Source organism: Methanolinea sp., assembly GCA_016699325.1.
Lineage (GTDB): Archaea > Halobacteriota > Methanomicrobia > Methanomicrobiales > Methanospirillaceae > UBA9949.
This window is the reverse complement of sequence record CP064971.1, coordinates 1,865,593-1,883,265: the sequence shown is the minus strand read 5'-3', so window position 1 is coordinate 1,883,265 and position 17,673 is coordinate 1,865,593. Positions and strand designations below refer to the sequence as shown.

Sequence of the window (17,673 nt, the reverse complement as noted above, 5' to 3'; positions counted from 1 at the left end):
TGCGATGCAGCGCTTCCCGGTGATGCGATGAAAGCCGCGGTCTACTACTCAAACAGCGACATCCGCATCGAGGAAGTCGACGATCTCACCGTGGGGCCCCGGGAGGTCAGGGTCAGGGTCATGGCCTGCGGGGTGTGCGGGTCGGATGTGATGGAATGGTACCGGGTGAAGCGTGCCGGGCGACCAGGGGGGATCGGGGCGTTTGGCCACGAGTGCACGGGGACCATCGCCGAGGTCGGCTCCGCGGTTGACCCGGAATGGAGGGTGGGAGACCGGGTCGTTGTGACTCACCATGTCCCCTGCAACACCTGCAACGCCTGCATCCGCGGGCATGCGACCGCCTGCAAGACCCTGCATACCACAAAGTTCAAGAACGGGTACGGGGCGTTTGCAGAATACGTTGTGCTGCCCGAAATCAACGTGGACAGGGGGATGCTGCGGCTTCCCGGCCCGGTCTCCTTCGATGCCGGGACCTTCGTCGAACCCCTGGGTTGCGTGGTGCGGGGACAGCGGTTCGCCCCGACCTCGGATGGCCGATCGGTCCTGGTCATCGGTGCCGGTATCACCGGGCTTCTCCATATCCAGGCCGCCCGGCTGAATGGTGCGGGGTTTATTGCGGTCTCCAACCCGAGTCCCGAGCGGCTGGAGATCGCCCGGGGATTCGGTGCCGATGCAACCATTCCCGCTTCCGAAGACGTCCCGGCACGGTTCAGGGAACTGAACGGCGGGGCTGGTGCAGATACGGTCATCGTGACCGCACCGGTCCCGGTCTGCGTGGAACAGTCACTTGAAGCCATCGGACCAGGGGGGACGATCCTCTTTTTTGCCCCCACCAACCCTGAAGTCCAGTCCAGGATCAATGTATGGGACCTGTGGCAGAAGGAGGTCACGATCACCCATTCCTATGCCGCCGATTTCCATGACCTGGCCATCGCCCTGAAATGGATCCAGCATGGCAGGGTCAATGTGACCGGTATGATCACCCATGTTTTCCCGTTACGGGAAACGGTGAAGGGGTTCCTCCTGACAGCCCGGCACCGGGACGGGAGCCTGAAGGCGATCGTCCATCCGCAGGAGTGATACCGGTTCCAGCAGGAGACCGGGGCGGGAGCGTGAAGGCGATCATCCATCCGCAGGAGTGATACCGGTTCCAGCAGGAGACCGGGACAGGAGCATGAAGGCGATCGCCCATCCGCAGGAGTGATACCGGTTCCAGCAGGAGACCGGGGCGGGAGCGTGAAGGCGATCATCCATCCGCAGGAGTGATACCGGTTCCAACCCGGCACCGGGACGGAAGTCCGAAGGCGATCATCCATCCGCAGGAGTGATACCGGTTCCAGCCCGGCACCGGGACGGAAGCCTGAAGGCGATCGTCCATCCGCAGGAGTAACACCGGTTCCAGCCCGGCACCGGGACGGAAGTCCGAAGGCGATCATCCATCCGCAGGAGTGATACTGGTTCCAGCCCGGCAGCGGGACGGGAGCGTGAAGGCGATCGTCCATCCGCAGGAGTAACACCGGTTCCAGCAGGAGACCGGGGCGGGAGCGTGAAGGCAATCGTCCATCCGCAGGAATGATACCGGTTCCAGCAAGGCACCGGGACCGGAGCCTGAAGGCGATCGTCCATCCGCAGGAGTGATACCGGTTCCAGCCCGGCACCGGGACGGGAGCATGAAAGCGATCGTCCATCCGCAGAAATGAATACCGGTTCCAGCCCGGCACCGGGACGGGAGCATGAAAGCGATCGTCCATCCGCAGAAGTGATACCGGTTCCAGCAGGAGACCGGGATCTTGGGTCCGGGTCAGCACCGGCCTCTCCTCCGGTGAGAGGTATTTGTGAATAACAGGGCTCTTTGTCCTGGATTTGAAGGACAGGAAAAAAAAGGGGGTTACTTCTTGGTCACTTTATCTTCCTTAAGCACCTTCTTGGCGACGATAAAGACGACAAATGCGACGATGATAAAGTAGATCAGGTCGGCAAGGAATTTTCCCCATGAAATGACAATCGACCCGAGCACAAGCGTTGCATTCTGCCACTCACCGCCGGGGATAAAGAAGGTGATTACCGGCATCACGATGTTGTCAACCAGGGACTTGACCAGCGCCGTTGCGGCAACACCGATGATGAAGGCGATTGCAAGCCCTATGACCTTGTACTCGTAGAGGAAGTCCATGAACTCTTTTAACATACCCATGTGTCACACCTCAGATACTGAGATAATGATTGATTAGCGGGTTTCGTTAAAAAGTAATCGCTGCAGGAACGCCCCCGATTCCCGGAAAACCCGTACCGCTTTTGCCGGAAAAGGTCCCTGGCCATTCACCCGTTGTAATGGTGCCGTTCGAAGGTCTGGCGGAGGAACTCCTCCTTCCGGTGCCTGCCGGAATCCACCGGCGGTTTCAGGTACCCGATCTCCGGGGTCTGGAGGGCCGGGCAGAAGGGGCAGAGGGCCGAATCGACATCGTTTGCCTTCTCCCTGACCGGGCAGTAGTAGACCCCGTCGATGACCTTGACTTTCTCTCCTCCGGGAAACGGCATGCCGACCGGGTGGCCGGGGAGTAGCTGCACGAACATGCAGAACCCCGAGAGCAGAAATTTCAGGAACCTTAGCCTGACCTTTTCCGCGTCCCCGGCAGAACACCGGGCTTCGACCATCTTCCAGTATGCACCCGCACCCTGTGCAGGGGGTTCATCCATGCAGGAAAACGTCCCCTGCTGGTTCATGAGCCGGAGTGCCTGGTAGGTCCCCTGCAGGTGCCCGGTGATGGTCTCCTCGAGTTTTTTCCGCAGTTCCGGCGGCATGTCCTGGATCTTCCCCGAAAAATTCCACCGCATCCGCTGGAGGTCCCTGGGGGAGTACGAGAGCACTATCCCTGCAATCGCGCCGCCCAGCTCACCACGGGTCTTTTGTGATGCGAGCCTTTGGCATGTTCCTGCAATTTCTTCGGTGTTCATGGTGAGGGATCTCCCTTTTCCATCTAACGATCTTTTACACCGGTATGTATTAAATGCCCATATTCTTTCCACTCTCCAGTAGGCTGGATACACTGTCACCGGCACCTGCCCGGAACCAGGGAATCGATCTCTTTCTCCATGGCTTTGGGAATTTTCGCAGTTTACACCAGCTTGATGATATCCCCCTCCCTACCTACGCGTATGTCACGCAATCGTTTCATCCTCGGTTGCTTCCTCATCCTCATCGCAGTTCTTGCGGCGGGATGCATGAGCGTCCCGGCAACCACACCTCCCGCATCATCAGGACTGAAGAAGTTCAATTCAACCGCCGAGATCGAGCAGTACCTCAGGGAGTCGGTGCAGGCAGTTCCCCACCGGACCCTGGTGCCAACATTCAGCACCAATGCGTGGGCCAGCGAACAGGCCTCCGGTATCCCTGCCCCCTCTGTACGGGGGGATGGTGGCGGCCCAGGCGGGGTCCCGTACTCGCAGACCAATGTCCAGGTTGCCGGTGTCGATGAGCCGGATATCATCAAGAACGACAACCGGTATATCTACACCATCTCCGGCTCAAACCTGTTGATCATCGACGCCTACCCTGCAGCGGGCGCCTCGGTGGTGTCCACCACCGGGATTGCCGACACACCCCGGGACATCTTTGTCCGGGGTGACCGCCTGGTCCTCTTCAGCACCGGGACGCCGGATGTCACCATATCCCTGGCAGAACCGGGGATAGTGCCGCCATACTACCGTCCGCACTCACCGGTCACGCACGCGACCATCTATGATATCAGCGACCGGGCCAGACCCCGGGTGGTGAAAGACTACTCGATCGACGGCGATTATTTCGATGCCCGGATGGTCGGCTCGCTCGTCTACCTGGTCACCCAGGAGCAGGTTAACCCGTATTACCGTGATGGCCCGATCGTCGTCCCTGTTCTCCGCGAGGGGTCACGGACCGTAATCCAGCCGGATGTCTGGTATTTCGACCATCCCGAGTCATGGTACACGTTCACCACCATCACCGTCCTTGATGCCACGAGCGGGAAGGAGAAGGATGCCCAGACCTACCTGCTCGGCACCGGGAATACGCTCTACGTCTCCGGGGATGCGATGTACGTGGGCTATCCGCGCCACTTCCCGGTGATCTACCGCGAGCCGCCTGTCCCTATGATCAACGATGCCGGCAGTTCTGCTGCAAGCCTGCCCGGTATCCCGGCCGATTTCAACACTCTCAGCGAGAGCGAACGGCAGTCCATCATCGAGGGGCTCCGGACCGCCGAAGAGGACGTGGTCCGCCGGCATGAGGCAGACCAGACCACCACCGTCATCCACAAGATCGGTATCCGGAACGGCGCCATCACCTACCTGGCCAGGGGGGAGGTGCCCGGCACCCTGCACAACCAGTTCTCGATGGATGAATACAAGGGAAACCTCCGGGTGGCGACAACCTCAACCGTTTACACTCCGCGGTACGGGCAGTACACCTACAACAATGTCTATGTCCTGTCCCCGGAGATGGCGATCGTTGGCGGACTGACCCATATTGCCGAACAGGAATCCATCTATGCCACCCGGTTCATCGGCGACCGGCTCTACATGGTGACCTTCAGGCGGATCGATCCCTTCTTCGTGATCGATCTATCCTCGCCCCATGACCCGAAGATCCTCGGCAAGCTGAAGATCCCCGGCTACTCTGATTACCTCCACCCCTACGATGCAACGCACATCATCGGCATCGGCAAGGAGACGGCGACCAGTGAATGGGGCGGGGTCTCCACGAGCGGGGTCAAGCTCGCCCTCTTCGATGTCTCGGATGTCGCAAACCCGGCCCTCGTTTCCAAGGTGCAGATCGGGGATGCCGGTTCCGACTCGGCGGCGCTGGCAGACCACCACGCCTTCCTCTTTGACCGGCCAAAGAACCTCCTGGTGATCCCGGTACGGGCTGTTACCGCCGAGCCGGTCGTCAGGGAGGACTATTACTCCTCCCGTCCGCAGGTCTGGTACGGGGCATACGTGTTCGGGCTGTCCCCGCAGACCGGGTTTAGCCTCCGTGGCACCGTCCAGCATGGGGCCGGGGATTCCGGGTATTACTACTACGGCAGCTCGGCCTCCGAGGTCAAGCGATCGCTGTACATCGGTGATGTCCTGTACACGATGTCGGCAAAGCAGATCAAGGCGAACTCGCTTGGGGATATCAACACGACGATTGCAACGATCCCGCTTCCTCCCGGGGAGGTGTTGTATCCGGTGGTGAGGGGGTAGGGGCTCTCCCTGTTTTTTAACGGGGTGTTCCTTTTTTTAAAAACAACACACTGTTGACTGTTATAATTATCAAAATATGAAACGCTGATTAAATCCCCATAGCAGCACTTTTCACTCGTGGTTAGAATCCTTTAATCAATTGATCACCAGGTTATGACAGATTTTTAATACAACATTATGTATATTTGTTCTTATATACACGCAACAAGTTCTTGAATCTTTTCCCAACTTATTTCATCATATAAATTTATATAGATGTTTAAATTATCTACTCACGTGAATCGCTATGAAAATGTGGCCCGTTATTATATGCTTAGTTGTTATCCTGATTATTGTCTGGTCACCCGTCGCCGGAATTAGTAAAGCTGATCTGATTTCAGCCTACAAGAGCCAATCCATTCCGACCACTGCGCCTTCTCAACTACCGTCAGGGTTGCCAATTATGCCCGCCCAACCGCCTTTACCAACTCCTGGACCGTCTCAGGGACAGGATATGGCACCGAGCATATGGGATAAATCAACACTACTGCAGAAAATCTGGGAAGAACGTGGCCCATGGTACAAGACGGATCCCGCCTCTCCATTCCTTTATGATATTTGTTTTGCTGATACAACATCAAAATCGGGGTAAATTTCTTCACCCACAATAATAACCTTTTATTTTGGTTTTTGGCTCCTGCCCCCTTTGCGCCACAGGTTCCCAGGGTCGGCAAGATGAGACCAGTATCACCGCTTCATCGCCGTTCTGGCCGTCTCTTAACCCTCCCGGATGAAACATACTATTTTCGGACTACCTAATTTGTCCTGAAATGAGGCTCATCAATACAACTTTGGTGCCTCACTCATCCTGATAATCGCACAGTAAAATACTCATAAAAAGCAATTAATTTCTTTGATTAATATTAATTTAATCACTAAGTGATACTATCTAATTTAAGGGGTTATTTTTACAATTCGTGACCTCAGAAGTTTTTTCTGCTCTGCTGAGAATTGCAGATTTGTTGCGAGGGGTTCTAACCTCGTTGGAATGATGTTGAACCCCTTTGCAGCCCGTAGGCGTGATAAACATTGGCTTAAAACATTAAAAGCTTTTTTGTCATGCCTTCTGGAATCCAAGCGAATTGGAGGAAAGAAACATGAAAATAGGAAAGAAGTTCGGAATAATGGTAGTAGCACTCGTGATGCTGGCACTTGCCTTTGCCGTGCCTGCAAGCGCAGTCGTACTATCAGAGAAAGAGCTGGGAGTTTACTGGGATGAACTGGTAAAAACAGATCCGGACGACAGAGCAGAATATATCCGAATTCTGGCCAGGGGAAGTCTGAAAGAGACCCTGAAGAATCTCAACCTCACTCCTGAATCCCTTACTAGAATGATTGAAGAGCGACTTGAAGATTTTCATCGAGATGAAATGCTGAACCTCAAGTATGAGGAATACAAGCACCTTATTGCAGGTTTTGATATCGGCCAGGACGATGATGGCGATTTTGAGATAAGGAATGTTGAAGTTCCCGATGAAATAAGACCTTATTTCAGAAAAATTGTCAGAGTGGTGCGCCTGCACGAGGTTATTACCCTTAGAGGATTTACCAGAATAAATCCATGTGGAGATGAAAACGATAGAAACATTGTTCCTCTATCATTGAACGCAACTCGATGGTTACCTGCAATTGAAGTCCGTGGAGAGGGTATTTTTATGGAGTTTAACCCGACCACTCTCCGATGCTGGGAGCAGCAGGAAAGGATAAGACTGCGTGCAGAGGCAATCCAGGAGCGCTGGCAGCGTGAATGGAACAAACGCTTTGAGGGCAGATCCACACCTCTTCTTACGCCACGTTACTTCCTTGTTCACACGTGGGCTCATGCACTTATGCGACAGCTTACTCTCGAATGCGGATACTCAAGCGCATCGCTCAGAGAGAGGATATATGTCAGTGATGATTCCGGTGATATGGCAGGAGTTCTCATATATACAGCCACCTCTGATTCTGATGGTACGCTTGGGGGTCTTCAACGTCAGGGTGAAGCTGCCAGAATCTCACCAACGGTAAGAGCTGCTATACGGGACATGGAGTGGTGCTCTTCGGATCCGCTCTGTATCGAACAGGTGATTGCCCCACCAGAACACTATTCCGGGTCTGCATGCCATGCCTGCTGTCTGGCGCCTGAAACGTCATGCGAACAGTATAACCGGTTTCTTGATCGGGCAATGCTGGTAGGGCTTCCTGACGATAGAGGGATGGGATATTTTTCAGATTTGCTGAGAGAGGTTGATGATGGCGGTAATGTGGCCCCGCGAGATTCCCGCTGAAATTGTCTCAAATATCCTCAGGTCAGCCGAATGTCGGGTTTATAATCGTCTTCGAGATGTGCTTGAGGATTCATTTGTCGTTTTCTATTCACGTCCGTGGCTGGGTCTCACACCTTTTGGTGAAGAAAAAGATGGTGAATGCGATTTCCTGATTGCCCACCCCAATCTGGGTATTCTTGCGATTGAAGTAAAGGGTGGAGAAGTCAGTTATGATCCGAAATTGGATAAATGGAAAAGCCGGGATCGATGGGGCGTGCGTCACGAGATTAAGAATCCTGTTGGTCAGGCGAGGACAAGCAAACACCATCTCCTGAAAAAACTGAAAGACTCGGGTAAGTGGAAATCACGACGAATAAGAGCAAGACACGGAGTTATTCTTCCAGATTCTGAATGTCCCGGAGAAGATCTGGGTCCTGACAGTCCTCGCTCTATCTTCTGTTGTCTGGATGAGTTCGAAACCGATTTACGACAATGGGTGATGAACCGATATGGCGAAATCGATGGTTTGTCCCAGAAGGAAAAACCTCTTGGGGAGGATGGGATCAGAGCCCTCGAGGCTGTACTGGCACATCCATTCCAGCTGCATGTTCCATTGGGGAACATACTGGCATCGGATGATGCTCAAATTGAGACCCTGACATATCAGCAGTTCCATACACTCACATTTATCCAGGATATACATCGTGCAGCAATCTCTGGAGGAGCGGGGACTGGAAAAACAGTACTTGCCATGGAAGAGGCTGTTCGTCGTGCAGGTTCTGGTGAAAAGATTTTATTTCTCTGTTTTAATCACCCTCTTGCCGAATATATACATCATCGTCTCGAATCCTGGAAAAATATCAGAGTGGTCACATTCCACGAACTGTGTTATCAGATGGCTAACAAAGCTGGGATTCAATTACCGGGGGGTATCTCTGAGAAAAAGTTATCTGCGCGGAAATATTCTGACATTCTGGGGAAAGCTCTTCAGATACTTCACAACCACCGATTCAATGTAATAATTGTCGATGAGGGGCAGGATTTTTCCCCGGAATGGTTATCAACTCTCGACAAAGCTCTGCATCCCGATGGATTCCTTCGTATCTTTTTTGACAGCAACCAGAGTGTTTATGGTACTGTTCCAGTTCTGCCCCTTGAAATCAATCAGCCTCCTTTCAGATTATCACTCAATATGCGTAATACCCGTCGCATTCACAATGTAGTTCAAAAATATTACAATGGATCTGCTATTGAGCCCATTGGACCCGAAGGGGTTGAGGTAGAGTGGATCCATGCTTCTTCGGCATCAGAAATTCAATCAATCATTAATCAGAGAGTACATCACCTGTTAACAGAAGAACGCATCAGGCCATCAGATATTGCGGTCCTTGTAACATCTGCACAGAAAATAGCTGAATTCGCACCAGATGCACGATTGGATGGGGTTGAATGCCGAAATGCCGAAGCAATAGACCTTGACTTTCTCATTCTCGATACGATTAGAAGATTTAAAGGTCTTGAGCGACGTGTTGTAATTATTGCTGCAACGCCTGATATGACAGGCGATCGGGAACTCATTTACGTTGCCACATCAAGGGCACGGGCATATCTGGTGATTGTGGGAAATGTTCCTGCACTTCAGAATCTTTATTAAAGAAAATCACGACAATGGCACAATTAAAAGTTCTTGATCTGTTCTGTGGCGCCGGGGGATTCTCACTCGGATTCAGAAATGAAGGGTTTTCAGTCACCGGTGTAGATATCAATCCCAGGTCGGGTGAAATTTTCTCATTGAATAAAATTGGAAATTTTTTCAAGAAAAATCTTGCAGAGGATGAGATAACAGGCGATTTTGATATCATCATTGGCGGGCCTCCCTGCCGGCCCTGGTCGTCAATCAATATCAAAAAGAGAGGAATTAACCATCCGGATTATAATTTGTTGGTCCGTTTTTTCCATCATATCTACGAAATCAGACCACGGGCTTTTCTTCTGGAAAACGTTCCCCCGCTTTCAGGAGATCCCAATTATCAGGGACTCATCGAGAGAACTGCAAAAGAGGGATACAGTGTATCCTTCCATAGAATTAATTATAGCCATTTTGGAATTGCCAGTCAGAGAAAACGCTTATTCACTGCAGGCTTTAGAGAATTCGGTAACGATGCAGATGATTTTTTTGAGAAATTAAAAGTTCTAAGGTCACAATCCCTCAGCATAGAGCAGGCAATTAAGAAATACGAAAAAATGGCCATGCATGATTTCCCCGATCATGAGTGGCCCCATTTGAAAACAATTGAGAAATATCACGAAAACTATAAGACCGGTAAATATGGCTGGCACAGATTGAAATACGATGAATGTGCGCCTTCTTTTGGCAATGTGATGAAAACGTACATCCTTCATCCAAATGCTGGGGAAAATAATTTTCCCATAAGAGTGCTCTCTGTTCGAGAAGTGCTTGAAATTATGGGATTTCCGGATACCTACCTGTTCCCCCCCACCATGGCAATGGGAATGAAATATCAGATGGCAGCTGATTCAGTCAGTCCTGTAGTGGCAATGAGGATGGCCACCACGCTAAAATATATCATTGAAAACCGTTGTTATTAAAATAATCAGGGAACGGCTTAAATATGAAACGAGAGAGCCTCGCTAAAATACACTCACTATTGCTACAGTGGGGGAAGGATAATTTTCGATACTATCCCTGGCGAGAAACGAAGGATCCCTATAAAATTCTGATTGCAGAAATTTTACTTCACAGAACCAGAGCAGATCAGGTTGTTCCCCTCTATCAAAAATTTACCTTACGTTTTCCAACGATTCGAGCTATTGTTGAGGCAGATATCGACGAAATTAAAGAATTACTTGCATCTGCTGGTCTATTCTGGAGAATCGATTTAATCTATCGAATGGCTCAGGATATCGAATCGGATTTCAATGGGAGGATTCCTGAAGATAAACAAGATCTTCTCTCCCTGCCAGGAGTTGGGAATTACATTGCATCTGCCATTCGATGTTTCGCATGGAATCATCCGGAGATTCTGGTTGATACCAATACAGTCAGAATTACCGGACGAATTTTTGGAACTAAGGTGAACGATGGTTCAAGAAGACAGAAACAATTCCTCCTGAAAATGGAAGAGCTGCTTGACAGAGAAAACCCGGCAGATTTTAACTTTGCATTACTCGACCTCGGATCAAAAATTTGTCTTTCGCGTGAACCGTTGTGTGAAAAGTGCCCAATCTCATCATTCTGTAAATCGGCATTCCAGAAAAAAATATAAATCCAATTTGAGAGGAATTTAACCCTTCCCACCTCCCTTCACCAACCCATACTCAATCTCATGGTACCCGGTCGGTATTGAGCCTGAACTCCGCATGATTTAGGAATTATAACCTTCACAGAACTCTCGGTTTCTCCGGTAGTGTGCATATAAAGCTGTAAAATTGAAGATTCCCTGTATCCACTCTAAATTGACAATGGAGGAATACAGGGCAATGAATAGTAAAGATCTCGTAGTAAATTACCTTACCGATAACGAAGAAGGAATGAGGAATGTTATCACCTGGTTTCTGAACGAGGTGATGCAGAGAGAAGCAGATGAGCTGACCGGGGCCGGGAGGTACGAGAGAACAGGATCAAGGCGAACCTATCGCAATGGGAATAAAAAAAAGACAGAGAGAGACCCCTGAAACCCTGCACACCCTAGTCTTTCAATTCATAGAGAATTCTCATACCCTTGACAAAGGGTGGCATCCCCGCTGTCAGGAGGACCATTCTCAGAACGTCCACGATCTCTTCTTTTGTGACATTTAACTCCTTCATCGCGCTCATCATCTGTTTTTTGGTCGCCTTCTCATCAGAGACAGCTGCGTTGATTCCCACGGCAATCAGTTTCTGGGTCTTGTAGTCAAGGACTTTCCCGGTATACGTAGCCTCGTTCAAATGCACGATCGCATCGTAAATGTCCGGGTAATCTTTTCTTACCTTTGGCATGCTTTCGCCGAAGAAGACTTCTTCCTTCATCCTTGTTTCACCAGTTATCACTTCCTCATTCCACGTATTTAGTTATAGCTCCCTTACCAGCTCACCATGAAAGAGACCCTCCGGAAATCGGCCTTTCTACCAGATCCCCGGGAAACCACGAGCCCGGGTAAAAATTATGTTCAGGCTGGCTTTCTGACAGGCCTCTTTGTTGCGGGGGGAAAGATTCCTGGAAAAGAAGGGACAGGTTCCTTGAAACTTCCCCCGGGTCCGTCAAAATGTCCCCTGGAGGGGAAGGAATTTCAAGATATGTTATGGAACCTCTCTATTTTGGGCCTTCCCACATCAGTCCGCCTTGTTCGTAGCAATTGCAGTCATTTGCACGGAAATAATTGGGTGGACAGGGTTCGTAACATTTCCCGTTGCAGCACTCTCCTCTGCAATACTCTTCCCCGCACAATACAGTCCCTTTTGGATAAATCATGCACGTTTGATAATCGATTTGATAATCAGGGCCAGGTTCTTCATAGCAGTGTCCATTACAGCAAATGCTCCCGGCTCCGCAATACCCTTCCCCGCATTTTATCCCGGTGGGAACATATTTAATTGCTTCAGGAGAGATAGCCGAGGAAGATGTCGATCCGGCCATCCCAAAGACAAATGCTGCAAGGACGGCACTTATGATGATCAGGCCGATTACGGCAACAATGACCAGAATGATAATAAACCATATACTCATCGACCTGTTGCCCGTATCCCCGGAAAAAGCCTTTTTACTGGTCTCTTTTTCAGTGAGCACAAGTGTGCCTGCAATATAGTCATGAAGGCCCTTGCTTTTTGCAGTATAGTTGATTGCTATCCCGTTCAGGAGGGTCAGTAAACTGAAGGGTGTAATGGTATCGACAATCTTCAAGAGACTCCGCCCAAGAGATCGGGCAAAGGTAATTCTCCTCCCCTGGTCATCGGTAACAAATATCCTGAGTGCCCGTTTGCCCAGGGTGGCCTGGTTCTCTCCAGCTTCGAGAACTGCAAAATACAGCCAGTATGTAACCATGGCAACAGGGAGGATAATTATGAAAGAGTCCTGGTTATGAGGATAGATGGCCTGGAGGAGGAGGACCAAAAAAAAGAAAACGACAACCACCAGGATCGTGTCAATAATATACGCAAACCACCTGTCCCATGGAGAGGCGAAATAGACGTCTGATTTAAAAGATATTGCGTCGTTTTCCCGATGTGCCGGGATTCCGGATGTTCCCGTTATTTCCTGCCTTTTAATCTCGTTTATTTTCTCCCGTACTCTCCTTGCCTCGTCTGTTCGTCCCAGCTTTGAATAGACATATCCCAGGTTGTTCCAGGCCGAAGCATTCCTGGGGTCAAGGTAGGTTGCATACTGGTAACATTGAATTGCTTCTTCGTATTTTCCGGCCTTTACGTAGCTGTCGCCACGACGTTTCCATTCGGCTGGGTCCCCCTCGTCAAATGCCATTTCTTCACGAGAATAAAATGGGGTATGGAATATAAATAGCTAATTCTCTCGAAGAGATCCCGCACCCGAACCGAGGCCCCCGGGGTGTCTCCCGATATGGTTAGCGGGTCTCGCAAAGCCCGGGTATTGTATTCTTCTTCGGGTATTGTCCAAAACGAGGGTTTTTTCCCCCTCTGTACCGAATCCCGGAAGGAAAAACTCCTCCGGGCGTGAGTCACTGGTTAAAAAGGATCGATGTACCGGACAGGCCCTTGATCGGGCTCTCACCAGGACCTTTCCCCGGAAAACCAGGCCCGTTTGTCGCAGGAAATCATCCGATCGACATCGAACGAACCGCCCGGAACGCTCCACCATTCCGGTGACATCACGGTTATCATATCAAACCGGGTTTGCCCTTTTTTTTTCATTCGTTACCCCTGCACCCCTGGAATGGCTGCCCGAAACCTGGTCAAAAAATTGTCACGCCTCTATCACCCCGGTATAAAGGGCAAATACCGGGGTGACCAGGCCTTCAAGGTGGCGAGAATTGCAGTAACTCGCCCGGAGAGTTTGTCCTGCACGGATTTCCGTCTTCGTAAGCGTCCCCTGCAGGGACTCCCACGGTGCACAAGACGGGGCGAATGCCCATTGCAGAACAGACTTGAATAGGAGGGTTACTTCATAGAGGTTTCGATCTGTTCACCTTTCATTTCGGGAAGGTAGGGGGGTTTATCTTCCGCTATCAGGGGCACCTGGTACCGCCCCCTTGACGAGCACACCGGAAAGACGGCACAACAGAGGTGATAGTGGCACTCCCACATCCCGGTGTCACCCAGCGGCGAAGTGAACACTGAACCACAGCCCGGGCACCTGACTGGGGGAGGGTCCTCACTCATACCCGTCACTCTGGTCTCCAGCCTCAACAGGATCAGCCACACGGAGAGCGAAAGTGAAGGATCGGCATTGGCCCGGGAAGTACCGGTCAGTGGGGGGGCACCAGGTCCGGGAAGCACCGGTCACTTGGGGGGCACCAGGCCCGGGTCCTTGAAGCGTCCTCTTTCCCCTGGCCGTCCCTGTAAGCCTTTCCTGGACCGGTTCGGTTCGGGCACCTCCCGGCTCCGGCCTGTTTCTCTCCCTGCCTCCTCTGTCCTGCACCGGGTCCTTTCCCGCTGCACAGCCCTGGACGGGGCGGGTGACTGCGACCGGCCCGGTGAACGCCGGGGACAGGGAGTGTTCCCAGGCACCCGCTGCTGCGATGGATCCGATGTTCTTATGTGGTGGGGTGTGCCACGTATGCGGAAAGAAATGGGAGATGACATGGAAAAGGTACTGGTCCTGGGCCACCGGCAGCCGGACACCGACAGCATAGGAAGCGTCATCGGTTACGGGGCGCTGTTGAACCATGCAAGTCCCGGAAGGTATGTCCCGGCACGCTGCGGGGAACTCTCCCAGGAGACCACCTGGGCGCTGGAAACCTTTGGCGTGGAGCCGCCCCTCCTTGTCGAGGACGTCGTGCCCCGGGTCGCCGACCTTTCCATCAGCCGGATCAGCGTGGCTGTCGACGTACCGGTCGCGGATATCGCGGCGCTCATGGATACCCATGATATCCGGAATGTCCCGGTCACCGATGGACGCGGGAGGCTTGTCGGCATGGTCAGCGAGCACGGGCTCACCCGGTACTATGTCTGCCGGACGCAGACCGGGGACCGGACCATCACGGACCGCACTCCCGGGGCCCTTGCAAACGCCCTCTCTGCACGGCTCCTCGTGGAAGGGGGCGATGCCATCGGGGGCCGGGTCTTTGTCGCCATAGATGCCCCGGATATCTCCGGGAAGAGGCCCGGGCACCATGACATTGCCATCGTCGGTGACAATGAGGCGGTGCAGCTGGCCCTCCTGTCAGGCGGGGTGAAGGGGCTCATCGTTGCCGGCGGTGCCCGGGCCGGTGAACGGGTGATGGAGAAAGCCAGGGAACAGGGGGTCTCCCTCCTCGAGACCGATCTTGAGGTCTTCGCCATCGGGAACAGGCTCGATCTCCTGCTTCCTGCGGGCATGGTCATGGAGACGGATATCCCCAGGCTCTCCCTTGCAGACACCCTCGAGCATGCGAAGAGGACGGTCTTTGGTTCCAGGTTCAGGGCCGCCTGCGTGGTGGAGCCGGACGGCACCCTGAGGGGCATCGTCACCAGGACCACCCTTGTCCCCGACATCCGGAGGAAAGTCATCCTCCTGGACCACAACGAGTTGTCCCAGGCAGTCGACGGAGTCGAGCAGGCCGAGATCCTCGAGATCATCGACCACCATCGCCTTGCCGTCATCTCCACTCTCAAGCCGGTGAAGTTCCTGAATGACCCGGTCGGGTCCACTTCGACCATCATTGCCGAAAAGTTCATCCAGGCCGGGCTGGAACCGGAGCCGCCTGTTGCGGGGATGCTCCTGTCCGGGATCCTCTCCGACACCCTCAACCTGAAGGCGTCCACGACTACCGGCCATGACCGGGATGCGGTGACCTTTCTCGCATCCATCGCCGGTATCGACCCCTTCCGGTATGGCATCCAGCTCCTCGAGCAGGGGATGAACCTTCCAGGAGTCGCCATGGGGGAGCTTCTCACTAGGGATACCAAGCAGTATGAGATCTTTGGAAAGAAGGTCATCATCGCCCAGGTCATGGTCCCGTCACCGGACTTTGTCCGGGAGCATGAAGGGGAGATCCATGGGGATCTCAACCGGCTGAGGGTGCAGCGTGGAGTCGATCTCTACCTCGGGATGTTCACGAATGCCATGGACGATGCGAGTTATCTCTTTGCCGCCGGGGACACCGCCCTTTTAAGCCGCCTTGAGCTCGGCGTTCAGCCGGTGCATCTCCCGGGGATGTTGTCCCGGAAGAAGGATCTTGTCCCCTGGTTCGGGGAGCGGCTGAGGGGCGGCTGAGGCCTGTCCGGGAAGGAGGCGCCATACCCCTGCAGGCCCGGGACCGGTGTCGGTGCAGCGAGAGGGGCGGGGGCGAGGGGCAGGAATCCTTGTGGAGAGAGAGTGGAAAAGTCATGTCTTTTTTAAGCCTGCAAAGTTCTTACACGTTCACGTGGATACCCGGATCGATGAATAGGGGGATATTGGCTCCGGTTGGGATCCTCTCCATTCCTCGTGGTTGCCGGCCTGTTCGTCCGGGAAACACCCCAGATAAAACGATGCTCCTCGAAAATCATGAAGAGCCACCCGATGAAGAAATACCGGGACTTGCCCGGTCTCAGGTTCAACTATAGGGAGAAGGCGTCTTGTTGAAAAGAGACCCGCGAAAAGCAGGGTTTGACACCGTCAAACAAGCGTTCATACGGTGAGAACAGCCCACTCCCTGGCATAGGGGATGATTGATTAACAGCTCTGCACCACCCCCCACTTCCCGCGCCCTGGACAACCGTGTTAATCCCAGCGGTGAACATTCCTGTCACCGATGCATAAAAACATCCTGGAAAAAACCCCGATCCGGGATCCAACCCCATCCGTCGTTTCCTTAAAAGGTTCCCCCAGGTAGTTCGTAATTGCTCGGACAAACAGGGCCCCGGATTGGCAGAACTCCGCCAATCAAAAAATTTAAAGGGCCGGATCATTCTTCTTTCCTTTGTATGTGACCCAAAATACCACTCTTCCCTCTTCATGGTCACATACAGGAAGTATGCATGAACAAAAAAGTTCTAAAAATCCTACGGGACCAGGAGAAAACCCCGTCCCGGCATCGAGCAAGAGACCGGGAGGCACTGTTGGCAGACAACCACCCGGGCCATGACCAGCACCAGGCCGTCACCGGCGGGGAGGAAGCAGGATGCGCAGAATAACGGGCCCCCCCGGGTTGTTCACGCCTACCACAGCTCGAACAGGGAGGGGACCCCTAAGCTCCTCTTTGTGGAAGTTAAAAAACCTTCGCACTCCCGGACCCGTGGAGGTGGCCTGATGGCCCGGAAAAAGGCAAAGCAGTGCCCGCATTTTGCCCACCGGAAGAACGGGAGGTGGACCGAGTTTTTCTGCACCCTTCCTGCCGGTGGCCTCTGCCCGGACCCGCAATGCCCAGCCAACCCGGAACGTGAGGAAGTGGTGCCGGATGCTACGGCGTAAGTGCACCCTTACCGCGCCTGCTTCCTACCCCCAGCGGGGCCGCACCGCCGAATCGCAGGCCTGCTTGTTCCTCAGCAGGAAGGGATACAGCGTGTTCCGCACCATGCGCTACTCCACCTCGATCCACCTGGTCGCCTGGTGCGAGCGGACATGCCACCTGCTCCTCGTGCACGTGAGACGGACCCGGCATGAAGTCATCGGGATCGACGACGTGATGCGCTACTGGCGTGACGATGTCCGGGCCCTCCAGGACATCCCCCGGTGGGACGGGATAGAAGTCGAGCTGTGGGTCTATACCGGGTCGGGATGCTGGCATATCTTCACCGTGTACCCGGGCGGGATCGCAGAGGAGGGGCAGTATGTGGACTGAACATGAGAACGGCCGCATGTCAGAGCGGAAGATCTGCCCCTTCATGTCAGATGCCCATGGCATCGTCCTTTGCCAGGGCAGGAACTGTGCCGCTGCCACAAGCCGCCGTTTCGGGAAGGAGACCGTCTGGTCCTGCGAGCTGATCACTGGCCGGTCCCAGGCGTCGGGCCAGGGGGATGACCCCTCCCCCCTCCCCGGGGCACGGTTGGGCCGTAAGATGGAGGACCAT

The 17,673-nt window shown here is 53.3% G+C and carries 17 protein-coding genes; 10 read left to right on the top strand and 7 right to left on the bottom strand.

What is annotated here, in order from left to right:
• The first annotated feature begins 27 nt into the window (after nucleotides 1-27).
• Nucleotides 28-1,080, top strand: a complete 1,053-nt coding sequence (locus IPI71_09805; protein QQR70912.1) for an alcohol dehydrogenase catalytic domain-containing protein — start codon at nucleotides 28-30, stop codon at nucleotides 1,078-1,080.
• Nucleotides 1,081-1,122: 42 nt separating this feature from the next.
• Here the strand turns inward: IPI71_09805 and IPI71_09800 are convergent, their stop codons facing one another.
• The 4 genes from IPI71_09800 to IPI71_09785 form a co-directional block, all read right to left on the bottom strand.
• The gene (locus IPI71_09800; GenBank protein ID QQR70911.1) at nucleotides 1,123-1,278 is read right to left on the bottom strand and encodes a hypothetical protein; all 156 of its coding nucleotides are present in this window, start codon (nucleotides 1,276-1,278) and stop codon (nucleotides 1,123-1,125) included.
• 154 nt (nucleotides 1,279-1,432) lie between these two features.
• Entirely contained in the window at nucleotides 1,433-1,735 is a 303-nt protein-coding gene (locus IPI71_09795) for a hypothetical protein (GenBank protein ID QQR70910.1), read from the bottom strand.
• A gap of 153 nt (nucleotides 1,736-1,888) precedes the next feature.
• On the bottom strand, nucleotides 1,889-2,194 hold the full coding sequence (locus tag IPI71_09790) for an MscL family protein (GenBank protein QQR70909.1): 306 nt from the start codon (nucleotides 2,192-2,194) through the stop codon (nucleotides 1,889-1,891).
• 125 nt (nucleotides 2,195-2,319) lie between these two features.
• Nucleotides 2,320-2,955, bottom strand: a complete 636-nt coding sequence (locus tag IPI71_09785) for a DUF2115 domain-containing protein (protein ID QQR70908.1) — start codon at nucleotides 2,953-2,955, stop codon at nucleotides 2,320-2,322.
• A 201-nt stretch (nucleotides 2,956-3,156) separates the two neighbouring features.
• Between IPI71_09785 and IPI71_09780 the strand changes: the two genes are divergently transcribed.
• From IPI71_09780 to IPI71_09755, 6 genes are all read left to right on the top strand, one after another.
• A complete protein-coding gene (locus IPI71_09780) occupies nucleotides 3,157-5,220 on the top strand; it encodes a beta-propeller domain-containing protein (protein ID QQR70907.1) in 2,064 nt (687 codons plus the stop codon).
• A gap of 1,136 nt (nucleotides 5,221-6,356) precedes the next feature.
• Nucleotides 6,357-7,529 carry a DUF1998 domain-containing protein gene (locus IPI71_09775; GenBank protein QQR70906.1) on the top strand — a complete coding sequence of 391 codons (1,173 nt, stop codon included), beginning with the start codon at nucleotides 6,357-6,359 and terminating at the stop codon, nucleotides 7,527-7,529.
• Entirely contained in the window at nucleotides 7,492-9,162 is a 1,671-nt protein-coding gene (locus tag IPI71_09770; protein ID QQR70905.1) for an NERD domain-containing protein, read from the top strand. Before IPI71_09775 ends, IPI71_09770 begins: the two co-directional genes overlap by 38 nt.
• Before the next feature lie 14 nt (nucleotides 9,163-9,176).
• Nucleotides 9,177-10,118 carry a DNA (cytosine-5-)-methyltransferase gene (gene dcm, locus IPI71_09765; GenBank protein QQR70904.1) on the top strand — a complete coding sequence of 314 codons (942 nt, stop codon included), beginning with the start codon at nucleotides 9,177-9,179 and terminating at the stop codon, nucleotides 10,116-10,118.
• Nucleotides 10,119-10,141: 23 nt separating this feature from the next.
• Nucleotides 10,142-10,795 carry a DNA-binding protein gene (locus IPI71_09760; GenBank protein ID QQR70903.1) on the top strand — a complete coding sequence of 218 codons (654 nt, stop codon included), beginning with the start codon at nucleotides 10,142-10,144 and terminating at the stop codon, nucleotides 10,793-10,795.
• 196 nt (nucleotides 10,796-10,991) lie between these two features.
• A complete protein-coding gene (locus IPI71_09755; GenBank protein QQR70902.1) occupies nucleotides 10,992-11,204 on the top strand; it encodes a transposase in 213 nt (70 codons plus the stop codon).
• A 13-nt stretch (nucleotides 11,205-11,217) separates the two neighbouring features.
• On the opposite strand, the gene IPI71_09750 is transcribed toward IPI71_09755, so the two are convergent.
• Both IPI71_09750 and IPI71_09745 read right to left on the bottom strand, forming a co-directional pair.
• Nucleotides 11,218-11,538, bottom strand: coding sequence for a carboxymuconolactone decarboxylase family protein (locus IPI71_09750; protein QQR70901.1), 321 nt, complete (start codon nucleotides 11,536-11,538; stop codon nucleotides 11,218-11,220).
• Between the two features lie 283 nt (nucleotides 11,539-11,821).
• Complete coding sequence (locus IPI71_09745; protein ID QQR70900.1) at nucleotides 11,822-12,985, bottom strand: RDD family protein; 1,164 nt, start codon at nucleotides 12,983-12,985, stop codon at nucleotides 11,822-11,824.
• A gap of 1,296 nt (nucleotides 12,986-14,281) precedes the next feature.
• On the opposite strand from IPI71_09745, the gene IPI71_09740 reads away from it, so the two are divergent.
• The 3 genes from IPI71_09740 (at nucleotide 14,282) to IPI71_09730 (ending at nucleotide 17,444) form a co-directional block, all read left to right on the top strand.
• The gene (locus tag IPI71_09740) at nucleotides 14,282-15,895 is read left to right on the top strand and encodes a putative manganese-dependent inorganic diphosphatase (GenBank protein QQR72021.1); all 1,614 of its coding nucleotides are present in this window, start codon (nucleotides 14,282-14,284) and stop codon (nucleotides 15,893-15,895) included.
• 849 nt (nucleotides 15,896-16,744) lie between these two features.
• Nucleotides 16,745-17,074, top strand: a complete 330-nt coding sequence (locus IPI71_09735; GenBank protein ID QQR70899.1) for a hypothetical protein — start codon at nucleotides 16,745-16,747, stop codon at nucleotides 17,072-17,074.
• The gene (locus IPI71_09730) at nucleotides 17,061-17,444 is read left to right on the top strand and encodes a hypothetical protein (GenBank protein ID QQR70898.1); all 384 of its coding nucleotides are present in this window, start codon (nucleotides 17,061-17,063) and stop codon (nucleotides 17,442-17,444) included. The genes IPI71_09735 and IPI71_09730 overlap by 14 nt, the downstream gene beginning before the upstream one ends.
• A gap of 46 nt (nucleotides 17,445-17,490) precedes the next feature.
• Here IPI71_09730 and IPI71_09725 read toward each other — a convergent pair whose 3' ends face one another.
• Nucleotides 17,491-17,673 (bottom strand): hypothetical protein, encoded by a 183-nt coding sequence (locus tag IPI71_09725; protein QQR70897.1) that lies wholly within the window; start codon nucleotides 17,671-17,673, stop codon nucleotides 17,491-17,493.

Bases quoted from the DNA above. Each gene is read 5' to 3' on its own strand.
- IPI71_09780 (QQR70907.1), top strand. From the start codon at position 3,157: ATGTCACGCAATCGTTTCATCCTCGGTTGCTTCCTCATCCTCATCGCA.
- IPI71_09740 (QQR72021.1), top strand. From the start codon at position 14,282: ATGGAAAAGGTACTGGTCCTGGGCCACCGGCAGCCGGACACCGACAGC.
- IPI71_09805 (QQR70912.1), top strand. From the start codon at position 28: ATGAAAGCCGCGGTCTACTACTCAAACAGCGACATCCGCATCGAGGAA.
- IPI71_09745 (QQR70900.1), bottom strand. From the start codon at position 12,985: ATGGCATTTGACGAGGGGGACCCAGCCGAATGGAAACGTCGTGGCGAC.
- IPI71_09750 (QQR70901.1), bottom strand. From the start codon at position 11,538: ATGAAGGAAGAAGTCTTCTTCGGCGAAAGCATGCCAAAGGTAAGAAAA.
- IPI71_09760 (QQR70903.1), top strand. From the start codon at position 10,142: ATGAAACGAGAGAGCCTCGCTAAAATACACTCACTATTGCTACAGTGG.
- IPI71_09795 (QQR70910.1), bottom strand. From the start codon at position 1,735: ATGCTCCCGTCCCGGTGCCGGGCTGGAACCGGTATTCATTTCTGCGGA.
- dcm (QQR70904.1), top strand. From the start codon at position 9,177: ATGGCACAATTAAAAGTTCTTGATCTGTTCTGTGGCGCCGGGGGATTC.
- IPI71_09755 (QQR70902.1), top strand. From the start codon at position 10,992: ATGGAGGAATACAGGGCAATGAATAGTAAAGATCTCGTAGTAAATTAC.
- IPI71_09785 (QQR70908.1), bottom strand. From the start codon at position 2,955: ATGAACACCGAAGAAATTGCAGGAACATGCCAAAGGCTCGCATCACAA.
- IPI71_09725 (QQR70897.1), bottom strand. From the start codon at position 17,673: ATGGTCCTCCATCTTACGGCCCAACCGTGCCCCGGGGAGGGGGGAGGG.
- IPI71_09790 (QQR70909.1), bottom strand. From the start codon at position 2,194: ATGGGTATGTTAAAAGAGTTCATGGACTTCCTCTACGAGTACAAGGTC.
- IPI71_09730 (QQR70898.1), top strand. From the start codon at position 17,061: ATGCTACGGCGTAAGTGCACCCTTACCGCGCCTGCTTCCTACCCCCAG.
- IPI71_09775 (QQR70906.1), top strand. From the start codon at position 6,357: ATGAAAATAGGAAAGAAGTTCGGAATAATGGTAGTAGCACTCGTGATG.
- IPI71_09770 (QQR70905.1), top strand. From the start codon at position 7,492: ATGATGGCGGTAATGTGGCCCCGCGAGATTCCCGCTGAAATTGTCTCA.
- IPI71_09735 (QQR70899.1), top strand. From the start codon at position 16,745: ATGACCAGCACCAGGCCGTCACCGGCGGGGAGGAAGCAGGATGCGCAG.